Below are 17,004 nucleotides of genomic sequence, written 5' to 3' on the forward strand. Positions count from 1 at the left end.
TTTGCAGTCGTTCAGAAAGATTTGCAGTCGTTACGCCAATTTTTGACCTAAGAGCGAGATGGATTAAAAGACGAAAAAAGACACAACCCCCGTCAAAAGCCGGGGCTTGTGTCTTTTTTGAAAAGAACACGAAAAGCGGGGGTTAACTTGCAGGCTAAGGAAGGAACTTTTTGTTATTTTAGAGCGTTACGCACGTTCAGCAGGAAATACGCACGTTCAACGGAAAAAAAGAGAGATGTAAAGAAATTAAATCCAGCATCATATTAAAATAAAGAAAAAATTTCCGGAAAAATAAAAAGAACGCATCCAAAATATCGATTCAAAGACATGGCCGGTCGATATCCACACGTTTTTTCTGTATAATAGAAGAATACGCATCGCACAAACCAAGAAGGATGGATCCTATGCGCAAAGCTATCCACTACATAATCATCACAATCTGTGTCATACTGATTTTCTTCCTGTACAATAAAGCTTTGGGATCGATTCCGTTTATGATTCTGGCGCTTTATTTGTTTTATTTTGGATGGAGACAAATAGATCCCAGAAAAAAGAAAACACGGTAGCGGAGACTAGGTAGTTTGTATATAATGAATTAAGTTAAGAAAGAAGAAGGGACGTGCACGGAATGAAAATTCGTGAATTATCTAAAGAAGAACTAATAGAAGAGTCATTCGTTGACTTGACATATGCTATGTTGGAAGAAACGCGCGAAACAAAAACCTATGCAGAATTAATTGCAGAAATCGAAAAATTACTGAACTTGTCTAGAGAAGATATGAAAGATCGTCTTGTTCAATTCTACACAGACCTGAATATTGATGGACGCTTTTTGATTTTAGGCGAAAATCGCTGGGGCCTGCGCGAATGGTATCCGGTTGAACAAATTGAAGAAGAATCTGCTCCAACTGTTAAAGCACGCAAGAAAAAAGCCAAAGTGGCTGACGATGAAGGCTTTGACGATCTGGACGAATTGTCGTTGGAGGACGAATTGGAGTTTGAGGACTTCGGTGAAGACGACGAGGATGACGACGATGACGAAGTAGTCAAATCACCTGTTGAAGTGGAAGTGCTTGATTTCGATGCGGACGATGACGATGAAGAGGACGTTGACGTTTTGGTTGAAGATCTTGACGGCAACATCATTGATGAAGAAGAAGACGACGACGATGACGATGATGAAGAAGATGACTTGAAGTAATCTGAACATTTTTTCATCTTGACTTATGGAGCTGGACTGGATAAGATTTTACTGGGCTCCTTAAAATAGGAGAGATGATTCGTACAGTTTACGCGCTCCCCCTGCATATGCAGCAGGTGGAGCGCTTTTTATTTTTACCATTCGAGGAGGAAGCAGGCATGACGAAGTATATATTTGTAACCGGTGGCGTTGTATCATCACTCGGTAAAGGAATTGTAGCCGCATCATTAGGGCGTTTATTGAAAAACAGAGGGTTGAATGTAACGATTCAAAAGTTCGATCCGTACATCAATATCGACCCTGGAACCATGAGCCCATATCAGCACGGAGAAGTTTTCGTGACAGATGATGGCGCAGAAACGGATTTGGATCTTGGCCATTACGAACGTTTTATCGACATCAACTTAAACAAATACTCAAACGTAACAACAGGGAAAGTCTACTCGACCGTTATCCAAAAAGAACGCCGCGGCGATTATTTGGGCGGAACAGTTCAAGTTATTCCGCATATCACGAATGAAATCAAAGACCGTCTTTTGCGTGCTGCCAAAACAGCGAAAGCGGACGTAGTCATCACAGAAATTGGCGGAACCGTCGGCGATATCGAATCATTGCCATTCCTCGAAGCGATCCGCCAGATGCGTTCTGATCTTGGGCGCGACGAAGTCATGTACGTCCACTGTACCTTGATTCCATATCTTGGAGCAGCGAAGGAAATGAAAACAAAACCGACACAGCATAGTGTGAAAGAACTTCGCAGCCTCGGCATTCAGCCGAACCTGATCGTCGTGCGCACAGAACACCCAGTGCCACAGGACATGAAGGATAAAATTGCGCTGTTCTGCGATATTAAGCCCGAAGAAGTCATCGAATCACGTGATGTTGACGTAATCTACGAAATGCCGCTTCGCCTTCAAGAGCAGCATATGGACCAAATCGTCCTGGATCATTTCGGAATCGAAGCGCCTGAAGCGAACATGACGGAATGGAATACACTTGTCGATAAAGTAAAGTCGCTTAAAAACAGCGTACGCATCGGCCTTGTCGGAAAATATGTGGAATTGCAGGATGCTTATATTTCTGTAGTGGAAGCTTTGAAACATGCCGGTTTCGCATTCGATTCTGAAATCGAAGTGGATTGGATCAACGCTGAACACGTCAACGCAGACAATGTTGCAGAAAAATTGAAGGACTGCGACGGCATTCTGGTTCCAGGTGGCTTTGGCGACCGTGGAGTTGAAGGGAAAATTGCAGCTACTCAATTCGCCCGTGAAAACAATGTGCCATTCTTCGGTATTTGTTTGGGTATGCAATTGGCATCTGTCGAATTTGCCCGCAGCATCATGAACCTGGAGGGCGCGCATTCTTCTGAATTGAACGCTAAAACACCTTTCCCGGTAATTGATCTATTGCCTGAACAAAAAGACATCGAAGACTTGGGCGGAACACTTCGCCTTGGTTTGTACCCAGCGAAACTTGAAAAAGGTTCGAAAGCGTACGAAGCTTACGGCGAAGAATTGGTCTATGAAAGACACCGCCACCGTTACGAGTTCAACAATGAATACCGTGAAGCTTTTGAGAATGCCGGATTTAAATTTACAGGCACTAGCCCGGATGGCCGCCTAGTGGAAATTATTGAAGTCGCTGACCACCCATGGTTCGTGGCCTGCCAATTCCACCCAGAGTTCATTTCACGTCCGAACCGTCCGCAGCCATTGTTCCGTGAATTTGTAAAAGCATCCATTGCCAATAAATAAATGGCAAAAAGCCTTCCCTTTGAAAAAAGGGAAGGCTTTTATGCATACAACTATTCGGCCAGCAGTTCGTCGATTTGAAGTTTGACGGCGTAGTAAATATAGAGAGCGGCCATGGCGTATGGAACTAACATAGGCGGGCCATCGTCATGTAACAGGGCGCCTTCCTGGTCGTTCAAGAGCAGGATGGCAGCGGCCGATTCACTGTCAGTTGAATGTGGCCCGACAAAGGCGAACGGAATGCCGGCATCCGATAGCCTGCCGGCAAGTTCATCGCCTTCTCTATTTGGTGATAAGATCCAGACGCGGTCAGTGCTGGTGACGATGCTTGCGGGCGACCATTCCGCTGCAGCAATCAAAGGCTCTTCACTGAGAAGGGCAGCGGCGGCGACAGTTTTCATTTCGCCGAATGCCGCGATGAAGATCGTGCCTTCCGCAATGGCAGCCTGAGCCAAAACGCCGGCAATGCTGCCGATAGCAGGTTGCTGCTGGGACAAGCGTTCAAACAAATGGGTTAATTGTGCAGTTAATGGATCCATAAAAATCACCTCGTGAAAAAAGTATAGCAGATAAAGGAGTGGCTCTTCTTGAAAACCATTTTAATTGTAGATGATCAGCCAGGAATCCGGTTGTTGTTGAAAGAAGTATTCAGCAAAGAAGGCTACCAAGCGATTACAGCAGGCAGCGGAAAAGAAGCGCTTGAAAAAGTGCAGGAAGTTTGTCCGGACCTGGTGCTGTTGGACATGAAAATTCCGGGAATGGATGGCATTGAAATTTTGAAGCGCTTAAAGAGGAGCAATTCAGACGTTCATGTCATCATGATGACGGCTTATGGTGAACTTGACCTCATTAAGGAATCCATGAATTGGGGAGCGGCGCGTTATTTCACTAAGCCGTTTGATGTCTTCGAAGTGCGCGATGCAGTAAAGCAGTTGTTGGAAGAGTAACACCGGAGAGTAGCGTAAGTACTGGGTTTTTGATATAGTATAAAGGATATTCGCTTTAAAGATTAACGAGGAGGAATTCTAAATGCCATTGGTTTCAATGAAAGAAATGATGATAAAAGGAAAACAAGAAGGCTATGCAATCGGTCAATTCAATATAAACAACCTGGAGTTCGCACAGGCGATCCTGCAAGCCGCACAAGAAGAGAATTCTCCAGTGATTTGTGGAGTTTCTGAAGGCGCAGCCCGTTACATGGGTGGATTCACGACAGTTGTTAATATTGTTAAAGGATTGATGCATGATTATAAAATTACCGTTCCCGTGGCGATTCATTTAGATCACGGTTCAAGCTTTGAAAAATGTAAAGAAGCGATTGATGCTGGGTTTACTTCAGTTATGATCGATGCATCCCATCATCCATTTGAAGAAAACATTGAAATCACGAAACAAGTTGTGGAATATGCACGTAAGCATAATGTATCCGTAGAAGCGGAATTAGGAACTGTCGGCGGACAGGAAGATGACATCATCGCAGATGGCGTTATTTATGCTGACCCTCAGGAATGCAAGACACTGGTCGAGGAAACAGGAATCGATTGCCTGGCACCAGCACTTGGTTCAGTCCACGGACCTTATAAAGGCGAACCAAATCTAGGATTTAAAGAAATGGAAGAAATTTCTCAACTTTGTGATGTGCCGCTAGTATTGCATGGTGGAACGGGAATTCCGACAAAAGATATTCAGCGCTCCGTTTCTCTAGGTACATCGAAAATCAATGTCAATACAGAAAGCCAGATTACATCGGCTCAAGCAGTCCGCGATGTATTGAACAGCGATCCGGATGTCTTTGATCCCCGCAAATATTTGGGACCAGGCCGCGACGCAATCAAAAAAACGGTAACCGGCAAAATGCGTGAGTTTGGAAGTTCAGGAAAAGCTTAATAAATAGATAAAAAAAGATGGGAGAGAAGTGTCCGAAAGGCTCCTTCTCTTTTTCCCGTCATACTGGAGGAAAAAACTATGAAATTTTTCATCGATACAGCAAACTTTGACGAAATTAAAGAAGCACATGCTTGGGGCATCCTTTCGGGTGTTACAACCAATCCATCATTAGTTGCAAAAGAGAAAAATGTTTCATTCCATGACCGCCTGAAAGAAATCGCAGCACTTGTTGACGGTTCAATCAGTGGGGAAGTCATCGCCCTTGATGCAGAAGGCATGATTAAAGAAGGCCGCGAACTGGCTGATCTGGCTCCGAACATCACGGTGAAATTGCCGATGACTCCAGACGGTTTGAAAGCTTGTGCGGTTCTTGCTTCAGAAGGCAAAAAAGTAAATGTCACGTTGATTTTCAGTGCTAACCAGGCATTGCTTGCGGCACGCGCAGGAGCGGCATACGTTTCACCGTTCCTTGGACGCCTTGACGATATCGGACATAACGGAATGGACTTGATTGCAACAATTGCAGAGATTTTTGCCATCCATGACATCCCTTCAGAAATCATCGCTGCTTCAATCCGTCATCCGCAGCACGTTACAGAAGCTGCATTGAATGGTGCACATATTGCCACTATGCCAATTAAAGTTATGCATCAGATGTTCAAACATCCGCTGACAGATCAGGGAATCGAAGCATTCCTTGCTGACTGGGAAAAACGTTCAGTGGAAGACGGCGTAAAATAAAGCGGAATAAAGAAGAATTTAGAGCGGTGGATCTATCCCCTTTTGAAAAGCGGATAGATTAAAATTGTGATCGGCAACGAGCTCAAAAGCCGAACCATTGGAACTTTTCAGGCCAATCGAGCTATCTGGAAAGTGGAAAAAGGAGAAATTTAATGGATGTTTATAAAATAAGAGGCGGCAACCGCCTTTCCGGGACAATTAAAGTCAATGGCGCTAAAAATAGTGCAGTAGCATTGATTCCTGCATCGATTTTGGCGAACTCGCCAGTAACGATCGAAGGATTGCCTGGAATTTCCGACGCATGGACACTGAAGAATATCTTGGAAGAAATCGGCGGGGAAGTTACATTTGAAGACGGAACGATGAATATCGATCCGACGAAAATGATTGATATGCCTTTGCCGAATGGCAATGTGAAAAAGCTTCGTGCTTCCTATTATATGATGGGCGCGATGCTTGGCCGCTTTAAACATGCGGCAATCGGTCTTCCAGGAGGCTGTTTCTTAGGGCCCCGTCCAATCGATCAGCATATCAAAGGCTTTGAAGCATTGGGCGCCAAAGTGACGAACGAACACGGCGCCATCTATTTGCGTGCCGATGAACTTCGCGGAGCTAAAATTTACCTGGACGTTGTCAGTGTCGGCGCAACCATCAACATTATGTTGGCAGCTGTTATGGCCAAAGGGCAGACGACCATTGAAAACGCAGCAAAAGAACCGGAAATCATTGATGTAGCAACCCTATTGACTAATATGGGTGCGAAAATCAAAGGAGCCGGAACAAATGTCATCCGAATTGATGGCGTGGAAGAATTGCACGGCACCAATCACACAATCATCCCCGACCGCATCGAAGCAGGAACCTTCATGATTATGGCTGCAGCAGTAGGAGATGGTGTAACGATCGACAACGTGATTCCTTTCCATATGGAAGCATTGACTGCCAAATTGCGTGAAATGGGCGTCGACGTGCAGGAAGGCGAAGAATCGATTTATATTCCTAAGTCTGAAAATTTGAATGCAATCGATGTGAAAACTTTGGTTTATCCAGGATTTGCGACAGACCTTCAGCAGCCATTTTCCGTGCTGATGACCCAGGCACAAGGATCTTCTATGATTACGGATACCATCTATTCTGCGCGCTTCAAGCATATTGACGAACTTCGCCGGATGAATGCAAGTGGACGTGTGGAAGGAAGAGCGGCAATTATTACAGGTCCGACTCCGTTGACTTCTGCAACCGTTGTAGCATCCGATCTGCGCGCAGGAGCTGCACTGGTGATTGCCGGACTGCTGGCAGAAGGCGAAACGGAAATTCGTGAAATTTATCATATCGAACGTGGCTATTCGTCGATCATCGAAAAGCTTCAAGGCCTTGGTGCAGATATCCGGAGAGAGACAATCGACCCGGTGACAAGCATGAAGTCTGACCTTATCCAAGATGCAAACTGACTCTCTTTTAGCGTAAAAATATATGCTACAATAATAAAGACATAGAGCTATAGCTGAACTGGAGGAACTTATAATATGGAACGAAGTCTTTCGATGGAATTAGTGCGTATCACTGAAGCGGCAGCAATTGCTGCTTCAAAATGGATGGGCCGCGGCATGAAGATTGAAGCGGATGATGCAGCGACCACTGCAATGAGAACGGTATTTGATACCATTCCAATGCGTGGTGTAGTGGTCATCGGCGAAGGTGAGATGGATGAAGCGCCTATGCTGTATATCGGTGAAGAACTGGGAACGGGCAACGGTCCGGAAGTGGACGTTGCAGTAGATCCTCTAGAAGGAACAAATATTGTCGCTGCTGGTGGTTGGAATGCTTTGGCCGTTCTGGCAATCGCAGATCGCGGCAACCTTCTGAATGCACCTGATATGTACATGGAAAAAATTGCGGTTGGGCCGGAATCAGTAGGCAAAATCGATATTAACGCACCAGTCATCGACAATCTTCGTGCAGTGGCGAAAGCTAAGAACAAGAACATCGAAGACGTCGTGGCCACCATTATGAACCGTCCTCGCCACCAGGACATCATTGACCAGGTCCGTGCAGCGGGAGCCCGCATCAAATTGATTGATGACGGCGATGTTGCCGGTGCAATCAATACAGCATTCGATCAAACCGGTGTCGACATTCTATTTGGAACTGGCGGAGCACCCGAAGGCGTCATCGCTGCAGTCGGATTAAAATGCCTCGGCGGTGAGATCCAAGGGAAACTGGTTCCACAGAACGAAGAAGAAGCGCAGCGCTGCATCGATATGGGCCTTGACGTAAGTAAAGTCCTGATGATGGATGACCTCGTCAAAGGCGATGATGCCATTTTTGCGGCAACAGGCGTCACAGACGGCGAACTATTAAAAGGCGTCCAGCTAAAAGGTGGTTTCGCCGAAAGCCATACATTGGTCATGCGTGCGAAATCCGGAACCATCCGCTTTATCGAAGGGCGTCACAGCCTGCAGAAAAAGCCGAATCTTGTAATGAACGATTAACGATCCTACTTCATAAAAATGAGTCCGGCAATTTGCCGGACTTCTTCTTTAGATCTTCTCAATCATTCACTGCTGATCCTCAAATCCTATCTACAAACCAAAAATAATACGAATAAGAGTGGTGTGCGATAAATGGCAACGATAACAATCTCCGCATTGGAGAATATGACGTTAAAAGAGCTTTATAATTTAGCAAAAGAATACAAACTGAACAACTACAGCAAACTGACTAAAAAAGAACTGATTTTCGCGATTTTGAAAACGCGTGCAGAACAGGAAGGCTTCTTCTTTATGGAAGGCGTTTTGGAGATCATCCAATCAGAAGGCTTTGGTTTCCTGCGGCCGATCAATTATTCACCAAGTTCACAGGACATCTACATCTCCGCTTCCCAAATCCGCCGTTTTGACTTAAGAAATGGCGATAAGGTTTCCGGGAAAGTGCGTCCGCCAAAAGAAAACGAACGTTATTTCGGTTTGCTTCAAGTAGAAGCGGTAAACGGAGAAGATCCGGAAGTGGCAAAAGAACGTGTCCATTTCCCAGGGCTTACGCCGCTTTATCCAGACCGCCACATCCGTTTGGAAACAACGCCGGCTCATTTGTCCACACGCATTATGGACTTGGTCGCACCCGTCGGCTTTGGCCAACGCGGTTTGATTGTGGCACCGCCTAAAGCAGGGAAAACCATGCTGCTGAAGGAAATCGCCAATTCAATTACGACCAATCATCCAGAAGCGGAATTGATCGTCCTGCTGATTGATGAACGCCCTGAGGAAGTGACGGATATCGAGCGTTCAGTGGATGCCGATGTCGTGTCTTCAACTTTCGATGAAGTTCCTGAAAATCATGTCAAAGTTGCGGAACTTGTTCTTGAACGCGCAATGCGCCTTGTTGAACACAAACGTGATGTTGTCATTTTGATGGATTCCATCACCCGCCTGGCGCGAGCATATAATTTGGTGATTCCGCCAAGTGGCCGTACACTATCGGGAGGAATCGATCCCGCTGCCTTCCACCGGCCGAAACGCTTTTTCGGAGCTGCCCGCAATATCGAAGAAGGCGGCAGTTTGACTATTTTAGCTACTGCTTTAGTGGAAACCGGGTCACGTATGGATGAAGTCATTTACGAGGAATTTAAAGGAACGGGCAATATGGAATTGCATCTTGACCGCTCGTTGGCTGAACGCCGGATTTTCCCGGCACTTGATATTCGCCGTTCCGGAACACGCAAAGAAGAATTGCTGATTGAACCGAAGCAACTTGAAAAGCTTTGGTCTATCCGGAAAACTTTCTCGGATTCACATGATTTCGGCGAACGTTTCCTGAAGAAACTGAGCCAAACGGATACCAATGAAGAATTCTTTGAGCAATTGGCTACGGAAATGAAGACCCATCGAAGCAATAAGAAGATGATTTAATTGCTTGCAAATGGTGCGGGAATTTGTTATGATTATGAGAGTGAATCAAAGCAAAGCTATTGCATATACGGTCTGAAGAACCGTGTAAGGCAATAGTAAAATAGATTAAACTCTGTTCCAGATGGTTCAGGGCGAGAGGAGAAAATTACAATGAAAACAGGTATTCATCCAGATTACAAACAAGCTACAGTAACTTGCTCATGTGGGAACTCTTTCACAACTGGTTCTGTAAAAGAAAACATCAGCGTTGAGCTTTGCAATGAATGTCATCCATTCTACACTGGACGTCAGAAATTTGCATCAGCAGATGGCCGCGTAGATCGTTTCAACAAGAAATACGGCTTAAAAGAAGAAATCAACGAGTAAATAAAATTATACCTGCCTAGCGCGAAAACGCCTGGCGGGTATTTTTTTTTCGCCTTCTATCCCAAAAAACACCTTACATATTTCAAAAAACAGCAAGCAATAGCATGATTTTTGGTATGATAAAGAAAAACTTCGCCTATATAAGTTGAACTAAAGAATCATCATAAATAAGCCACTTGGGCGCTTTGGACAAGGCTCCCGCAATAAGCCGAGAAGACCGCTCGTCTTATTGCTCCGCTCGGCATTCGCCTGCTCCTGTGCCGCGCCGGCGTTAAAGAAATCTCTAGAGATATGGAGCAAAACAGCTATGCTATATCCCTATCGATAGCGTAGCTTTAAAAACCGTGCTCCTTCGTGCTGCGCACTACGTCGCAAAGACATTGTCCTCGCAAGCTACGGCTAATGTCTTCGGAGCTGTTTTGCGGAATATCGGCTACTACAGTTAGTCGAGTTCAATTTATATAATAGAAAGGGCTCTATCTTTCTATTGATAGTAGTACATGAAAAAAACAACAAAGTGTTTGAAAGGGGTCTCACCTATGTATGTCATGAAACAAACAGGATGGGTTGAATTGATCTGCGGCAGCATGTTTTCCGGAAAATCAGAAGAACTGATCCGCCGTGTCCGCCGTTCCCAATTCGCCAAACAAAAAATAGCTGTCTTTAAACCGAAAATCGATGACCGTTACAGCAAAGAAGAGGTTGTTACGCATAACGGTGCGACTGTGATTGCCCTGCCAATTTCCCGCTCAACCGAAATGTGGGAGTACATTACCGATGAATTTGATGTCATTGCCATAGATGAAGCCCAATTTTTTGATGAAGACATTATCGAAAATGTCCAGAAGCTTGCAAATCACGGTTTCCGTGTCATTGTTGCAGGGCTGGACCAGGATTTCAGAGGGCGCCCGTTCGGCCCGATGCCGGCATTATTGGCAATCGCTGAGCAAGTGACGAAACTTCAAGCAGTCTGCACAGTTTGCGGTTCCCCCGCAAGCCGGACGCAGCGCCTCATCGACGGAAAGCCTGCCGGGTCGGATGATCCGACAATCCTGGTAGGTGCATCAGAAGCCTACGAACCGCGCTGCCGCCATCACCACGAAGTGCCGGCGGGTGTTACTGTTAAGTGAATAGATTATAGATATTTAGATGGTTTTGAAGAAATCGCTACAGGTCCAATAGCGTAGCTGGTTTGCGGAATATAAAATCTACAATAATAAAAAAATAGAACTCGAGGTGACACCTATGTTTGATCGATTGCAATCAGTGGAAGATAGATATGACCGTTTAAATGAATTACTGAGCGACCCGGATATCGTCAAGGATACCAATAAACTGCGCGACTATTCAAAAGAACAATCCGACCTCCAGGACACGGTCGAAACATACCGTGAATACAAGGATCTGACAGCTCAATTGGCAGAAGCGAAAGCGATGTTCGATGATAAGATGGATGCCGACATGCGCGAAATGGTCAAAGAAGAAGTTAATGAACTGGAAGGGCAGATTGAAGTTGTTGAAGAACGCCTTCACAAGCTGTTGATTCCGAAAGATCCAAATGATGACAAAAACGTAATCATGGAAATCCGTGGCGCTGCCGGCGGAGATGAAGCCGCGCTGTTTGCCGGGGATCTTTACCGCATGTACACGCGTTTTGCGGAAGCCAATGGTTGGAAAGTCCAAGTCATGGATTCAAACCCGACCGGCCTTGGCGGATTCAAGGAAATCGTCTTTATGATTACAGGAAAAGGCGCTTATTCGAAATTGAAGTATGAAAATGGTGCACACCGTGTACAACGGGTTCCAGAAACGGAATCGGGCGGCCGGATTCATACCTCGACAGCAACGGTTGCGTGTTTGCCGGAAGTTGAAGAAGTGGAAATTGATATTCATGAAAACGATATCCGGACAGACACCTATGCATCTTCGGGCGCTGGTGGACAATCCGTCAACACGACAATGTCAGCTGTCCGATTGACGCACCTTCCGACGAATACAGTGGTAACGTGCCAGGATGAAAAATCGCAGATCAAAAACAAAGCCAGTGCAATGAAAGTCCTGCGTGCACGCGTCTACGAGAAATTCCAACAGGAAGCTCAGGCTGAATATGACGCAGTCCGCAAATCCGCAGTTGGAACGGGCGACCGTTCTGAACGGATCCGGACATATAACTTCCCTCAAAACCGTGTAACAGATCACCGAATCGGTTTAACGATTCAGAAATTGGATCAGATTTTGCAGGGGAAAATGGATGAAATCATCGATGCCCTGATTGTTGAAGAACAATCTGCACGCATGGAAAGCTTGAACAATGACCAATCTTAAGTATGTGTATGAGGCCCTCAAGAGGGCTTCTTCTTATTTAACGGAGAACGGCCGGGAAGAAGGAGCTGCACGCATTCTTCTGCAGCATGAAATGGGCCTTTCGTATTCCGGTTTGATCGCCTCGATGCGCGATACAATCAGTGAACAGCAATTTGAAAGGTTTTGGGCGAAAATCGAGCAGCATGCCAAAGGAATTCCAGTCCAGCATTTGACCGGCAGTGAAGAATTCTATGGAAGAAACTTTCTGGTGAATCCGGATGTGTTGATTCCACGGCCGGAAACAGAAGAGTTAATAGAAGAAACGCTTGGACTGATTGATCGTCATCTATCGAAAAAAGACCTGGCAATCGCTGATATTGGTACAGGCAGCGGCATTATCGCCATCACGCTGAAATGCGAATTGCCTGATGCGCAGGTTGTGGCGACTGACATTTCGCAGTCGGCATTGGATATGGCAGCAAAAAATGCCGAACGCTTGAATGCGCAAATCGACTTTCGTCTAGGCGATTTGGCCGAACCAATCAAAAATGAAAAATGGGACGTTGTTTTATCTAATCCTCCCTATATCGCTTATGCTGAAGCCCCTGGCTTGTCGGACAGTGTCCGCGATTTTGAACCGCATCAAGCCTTGTTTGCCGACAAAGAAGGCTTAGCTCTTTATCAAAAAATGGCGAGGCAGCTTCCAGCGTTGCTCAATAAACCAGGCATCATCGGTTTTGAAATAGGTTATCAACAGGGACAAGCAGTCCAACAATTACTGAAAGACGCTTTTCCGGATGCTTTAGTCTATAGTAAAAAAGATATCAACAAAAACGACCGAATGGTTTTTGCAATACTAAAGTAGGTTATGCACAGATTACGCATAAACCAGTAGAACTTATCCACGAGTTGTGGATAAGAAGGTGGGAAACCCTTAAAAATAGGAGTTGTTCATGTGAAAACGGAAATTATTTTTGTGGATAACAATGTGGATGAAGAAAAAAGTTATGCACAGGCTGTGGAAATTCTGCTTGCGGGTGGAGTTGTCGCTTTTCCGACTGAAACGGTTTATGGCCTGGGGGCGGATGCCACCAATTCGGAAGCCGTCAGCAGAATTTTTGAAGCAAAAGGCCGGCCAGCAGATAATCCCTTGATTGTTCATGTCGATTCGAAAGAAGCGGCGCTAGGTTATGTGCAGGAAGTTACTCCAAAAGCGCTGCAATGCATGGATGCTTTTTGGCCAGGTGCTTTAACGTTGATTCTGCAGGCACAACCAGGAGCATTCGCAAAAAATGTAACTGCAGATCTTCAAACGGTCGGCATCCGTGTGCCGAATCATCCGGTTGCCTTGAGTTTATTGCGCAAGCTGCAATTGCCTTTGGCTGCTCCAAGTGCCAATACCAGCGGCAAGCCAAGTCCGACTTTAGCCGAGCATGTTTATCATGACATGGATGGCAAAATTCCGTTGATCCTGGACGGTGGAGCAACGGAAATAGGCATTGAATCCACCGTTCTGGATATGACCAGTGAACCGCCGGTCATCTTGCGTCCAGGAAAAGTGTCGAAAGAGCAAATAGAAAGTGTGATTGGGATGGTCCGAACATCTTCGGGCAACAAAAATAACGTTCCGAAATCACCGGGAATGAAATATATGCATTATGCGCCAACTGCCCCTTTGTATTTGATAGAAAACGAAGAGGGTTTGATTGAAAAAGCAATTGATTACGTTCATGAAAAAGGAAAGAGTGTAGCTGTTATCAGCAAAACCGAATACCCGACGGCTGATTTCAACTTTCCGTTGTCGATGGAAAGCCTTTATGCCAGTTTGCGGAAATGTGATTCGACAGATGCCGACCTGATTTTGGCTTCAGTTGAACCCGGTATGCAGAACAATGACGCAATGATGAACAGACTCGAAAAAGCGGCGGACCATAAATGGTTCAGCTGAATTGCTGAAAGGAGATGCGGGATGAGAATTCTTTTTGTCTGTACAGGCAATACATGTCGCAGCCCGATGGCTGAAGCGATTTTGTCAGCCAGAAATCTGCCGGAAATCGAAGCGCGTTCTGCCGGTATCCATGCCGGAGCCGCGCCTCTCTCTGCTAATGCCCAAACAATACTGGACCAACAGCAAATTTCTTTTGCGCATATGTCAAAGCCGCTCGACATCGAAGATATGGAATGGGCCGAACTGATCTTAACGATGACCCATTCACATAAAATGGTCATTTTGCAGGCGTATCCTGAAGCGGCGACAAAGCTGTATACGCTGAAGGAATTTACAGACGGTTCGACAGAAGATATCAGTGATCCATATGGTGGGCCACTGGCGCTTTATGAGCAGACATTTCAGGAACTCCAGCTTTTGATTAACAAATTAATCAAAAAAGTGACATGATTCAAAAAGACAGGCCAACCTATCGAGGGTTTGTCTGTCTTTTTTGCGTAAAAATGTTAGAATTGAATAAAAGCGTGAACAAAATTCGGCATAATTCGACATCGACGCTTTTCCTGCACGATAAATTTGATTTCAAGAAAAGAGGGTATATCATGAGAGTGGCAATTTCATCAGATCACGGCGGCAATAACCTGCGCAAAGAAATCGTTAACCTAATGAACGAACTTGGTATCGAATATAAGGATTTTGGACCGCATACAGATGATTCAGTAGATTATCCTGATTATGCAAAGCCGGTGGCGGATCTTGTGGCGAGCGGAGAATTTGATCGCGGGATCCTGATTTGCGGCACAGGAATCGGCATGTCCATTTCTGCGAACAAAGTCAAAGGCATCCGTTGTGCACTTGTTCATGATGTGTTCAGTGCAAAAGCGACCAGAGGACATAACGATTCTAATATTTTGGCTATGGGCGAGCGTGTCATTGGCCCTGGGCTTGCACGTGAAATCGCTCAAACCTGGCTGACTGAAGAATTTGAAGGCGGCAGACACGGCAAACGCATCCAAAAAATCACAGACCTCGAAAAATAAGGAGGAGTCGGCATGCAAACTTTATGGCAATTGCAACTTGAAGAAGTTTTAAGTGAATTAGAACAGCAGATCGAGTTCAGGAAAGGCCAAGTGTTTGTAGTCGGCTGTTCAACATCGGAAGTGGCAGGAAAACGGATTGGAACAGGCGGCGGATTGGATATTGCAGAAAGTCTCTTTGAACCTTTAGCGAAATTCGCAGCGCGCCATCACTTGTTTCTGGCATTTCAAGGCTGCGAGCATATCAACCGTGCATTGACGGTAGAGCGGCAGGCAGCCAGTAAATATGGTTGGGAACCTGTCTCTGTTATTCCAGTCGCAAAAGCGGGCGGTTCGATGAGTGCCTATGCATTCAGCAATATGGCCGATCCCGTGGTGGTGGAAGAGATTCAGGCTCATGCAGGCATTGATATCGGGCAGACGATGATCGGCATGCATTTGAAAAGAGTTGCCGTTCCTCTGCGAACTTCTGTTAAACTAGTAGGTGAAGCGATTGTGGCAGCTGCAACTACACGGCCGAAACTGATCGGCGGTGAACGTGCGAGCTACAAACGTGAGCTTGTTCAATCACGGGAGGGATATACGGATGGAATTGATTAAGGCGCAAGACCCAGCAGTATATGAAGCGATGAATGCAGAAAAAGGAAGACAGGAAGCGAATATTGAATTGATCGCTTCTGAAAACTTTGTCTCACAAGCAGTTATGGATGCACAAGGATCGGTATTGACCAACAAATACGCGGAAGGCTATCCGGGCAAACGCTATTACGGAGGCTGCGAATTTGTGGACGTCGTTGAGAACATCGCGCGCGACCGCCTGAAGGAAATTTTTGGCGGGGATCACGCGAACGTTCAACCACATTCCGGATCACAGGCCAATATGGCTGTCTATACAGCAGTTTTGGAAAAAGGCGACACAGTTCTTGGAATGAACCTTAACCATGGCGGGCATTTGACGCATGGCAGTAAAGTGAATTTCAGCGGCATGCAGTACAATTTTGTTGAGTACGGCGTTACAGAAGAAGAACAATTGGTCGATTATGAAGCAGTTCGCCAGGCAGCCTTGGAACACAAGCCGAAAATGATCGTTGCTGGAGCAAGTGCTTATTCACGCCAATTGGATTTCGCTAAATTCCGTGAAATCGCTGATGAAGTCGGAGCATACCTGATGGTCGACATGGCGCATATCGCCGGTCTGGTCGCCACTGGAGCTCACCCTAACCCTGTCCCACACGCCCATTTTGTCACATCGACTACGCATAAAACACTCCGCGGACCACGCGGCGGGTTGATTCTCTGCAATGCGGAATTTGCTAAAAAAATCGATAAAACCATTTTCCCAGGAATTCAAGGCGGACCGCTTATGCACGTAATCGCAGCGAAAGCTGTTGCATTCGGTGAAGCGTTGCAGCCGGAATTCAAAACCTATATTGAACAAGTCGTGAAAAACGCCCATGCACTTGCTGAAAGCTTGATCGCTGAAGGTGTCAATATCGTCTCAGGCGGCACAGACAATCACTTGCTGTTGCTCGATCTTCGCTCGTTGAACCTGACAGGCAAAGTCGCAGAACATGTACTGGATGAAGTCGGTATTACAACGAACAAAAATACCATTCCTTTCGACCCGGAAAGCCCATTTGTCACTTCCGGCGTCCGCCTTGGAACTGCTGCCGTCACATCCCGTGGTTTTAAAGAAGCAGACATGAAAGAAATTGCTTCTATTATGGCAATGCTTCTGAAAAATCCGGAAGACGAATCAGTGAAAAAAGATGCTGCAGAACGTACAGCCAAATTGACTGCTGCGCATCCGCTATATAAATAAATCCATACAGCTGCCAGGTAACACTGCTTGGCAGCT

18 protein-coding genes are annotated in these 17,004 nt (G+C 45.8%); 17 read left to right on the forward strand and 1 reads right to left on the reverse strand.

Annotated elements, in window-relative coordinates; all coding sequences use genetic code 11:
- Positions 1-628: 628 nt before the first annotated feature.
- Entirely contained in the window at positions 629-1,201 is a 573-nt protein-coding gene (rpoE, locus tag AC1MEO_RS17225; RefSeq protein WP_480332758.1) for a DNA-directed RNA polymerase subunit delta, read from the forward strand.
- A 158-nt stretch (positions 1,202-1,359) separates the two neighbouring features.
- Positions 1,360-2,958 carry a CTP synthase gene (locus AC1MEO_RS17230; RefSeq protein WP_480332760.1) on the forward strand — a complete coding sequence of 533 codons (1,599 nt, stop codon included), beginning with the start codon at positions 1,360-1,362 and terminating at the stop codon, positions 2,956-2,958.
- Between the two features lie 50 nt (positions 2,959-3,008).
- Here the strand turns inward: AC1MEO_RS17230 and AC1MEO_RS17235 are convergent, their stop codons facing one another.
- The gene (locus AC1MEO_RS17235) at positions 3,009-3,494 is read right to left on the reverse strand and encodes a DUF2529 family protein (RefSeq protein WP_480332762.1); all 486 of its coding nucleotides are present in this window, start codon (positions 3,492-3,494) and stop codon (positions 3,009-3,011) included.
- 48 nt (positions 3,495-3,542) lie between these two features.
- On the opposite strand from AC1MEO_RS17235, the gene AC1MEO_RS17240 reads away from it, so the two are divergent.
- The 15 genes from AC1MEO_RS17240 (at position 3,543) to glyA (ending at position 16,968) form a co-directional block, all read left to right on the forward strand.
- Positions 3,543-3,902, forward strand: a complete 360-nt coding sequence (locus AC1MEO_RS17240; protein ID WP_480332764.1) for a response regulator — start codon at positions 3,543-3,545, stop codon at positions 3,900-3,902.
- Positions 3,903-3,984: 82 nt separating this feature from the next.
- The gene (locus AC1MEO_RS17245; RefSeq protein WP_480332766.1) at positions 3,985-4,842 is read left to right on the forward strand and encodes a class II fructose-bisphosphate aldolase; all 858 of its coding nucleotides are present in this window, start codon (positions 3,985-3,987) and stop codon (positions 4,840-4,842) included.
- Between the two features lie 78 nt (positions 4,843-4,920).
- Complete coding sequence (gene fsa, locus AC1MEO_RS17250) at positions 4,921-5,583, forward strand: fructose-6-phosphate aldolase (RefSeq protein ID WP_480332768.1); 663 nt, start codon at positions 4,921-4,923, stop codon at positions 5,581-5,583.
- Positions 5,584-5,735: 152 nt separating this feature from the next.
- Entirely contained in the window at positions 5,736-7,034 is a 1,299-nt protein-coding gene (locus tag AC1MEO_RS17255) for a UDP-N-acetylglucosamine 1-carboxyvinyltransferase (protein ID WP_480332770.1), read from the forward strand.
- Positions 7,035-7,109: 75 nt separating this feature from the next.
- Positions 7,110-8,075 carry a class II fructose-bisphosphatase gene (gene glpX, locus AC1MEO_RS17260; RefSeq protein WP_480332772.1) on the forward strand — a complete coding sequence of 322 codons (966 nt, stop codon included), beginning with the start codon at positions 7,110-7,112 and terminating at the stop codon, positions 8,073-8,075.
- Between the two features lie 132 nt (positions 8,076-8,207).
- Positions 8,208-9,491, forward strand: a complete 1,284-nt coding sequence (rho, locus tag AC1MEO_RS17265) for a transcription termination factor Rho (RefSeq protein WP_480332774.1) — start codon at positions 8,208-8,210, stop codon at positions 9,489-9,491.
- Positions 9,492-9,641: 150 nt separating this feature from the next.
- Positions 9,642-9,857 carry a 50S ribosomal protein L31 gene (rpmE, locus tag AC1MEO_RS17270; protein WP_480332776.1) on the forward strand — a complete coding sequence of 72 codons (216 nt, stop codon included), beginning with the start codon at positions 9,642-9,644 and terminating at the stop codon, positions 9,855-9,857.
- 539 nt (positions 9,858-10,396) lie between these two features.
- On the forward strand, positions 10,397-10,987 hold the full coding sequence (locus tag AC1MEO_RS17275; protein ID WP_480332778.1) for a thymidine kinase: 591 nt from the start codon (positions 10,397-10,399) through the stop codon (positions 10,985-10,987).
- Positions 10,988-11,102: 115 nt separating this feature from the next.
- Positions 11,103-12,182: a peptide chain release factor 1 gene (gene prfA / locus AC1MEO_RS17280; protein WP_480332780.1), complete on the forward strand. Its 1,080-nt coding sequence runs from the start codon at positions 11,103-11,105 to the stop codon at positions 12,180-12,182.
- Positions 12,169-13,026 (forward strand): peptide chain release factor N(5)-glutamine methyltransferase, encoded by an 858-nt coding sequence (prmC, locus tag AC1MEO_RS17285; RefSeq protein WP_480332782.1) that lies wholly within the window; start codon positions 12,169-12,171, stop codon positions 13,024-13,026. Before prfA ends, prmC begins: the two co-directional genes overlap by 14 nt.
- Before the next feature lie 90 nt (positions 13,027-13,116).
- Positions 13,117-14,109, forward strand: coding sequence for an L-threonylcarbamoyladenylate synthase (locus tag AC1MEO_RS17290; RefSeq protein ID WP_480332784.1), 993 nt, complete (start codon positions 13,117-13,119; stop codon positions 14,107-14,109).
- Positions 14,110-14,130: 21 nt separating this feature from the next.
- Complete coding sequence (locus AC1MEO_RS17295; protein WP_480332786.1) at positions 14,131-14,559, forward strand: low molecular weight protein arginine phosphatase; 429 nt, start codon at positions 14,131-14,133, stop codon at positions 14,557-14,559.
- Positions 14,560-14,711: 152 nt separating this feature from the next.
- A complete protein-coding gene (rpiB, locus tag AC1MEO_RS17300) occupies positions 14,712-15,149 on the forward strand; it encodes a ribose 5-phosphate isomerase B (RefSeq protein WP_480332788.1) in 438 nt (145 codons plus the stop codon).
- A gap of 12 nt (positions 15,150-15,161) precedes the next feature.
- A complete protein-coding gene (locus AC1MEO_RS17305; RefSeq protein ID WP_480332790.1) occupies positions 15,162-15,746 on the forward strand; it encodes a TIGR01440 family protein in 585 nt (194 codons plus the stop codon).
- The gene (gene glyA / locus AC1MEO_RS17310) at positions 15,733-16,968 is read left to right on the forward strand and encodes a serine hydroxymethyltransferase (protein ID WP_480332792.1); all 1,236 of its coding nucleotides are present in this window, start codon (positions 15,733-15,735) and stop codon (positions 16,966-16,968) included. Before AC1MEO_RS17305 ends, glyA begins: the two co-directional genes overlap by 14 nt.
- Positions 16,969-17,004 lie beyond the last annotated feature (36 nt).

This window comes from Planococcus sp. BI3 (assembly GCF_056680115.1).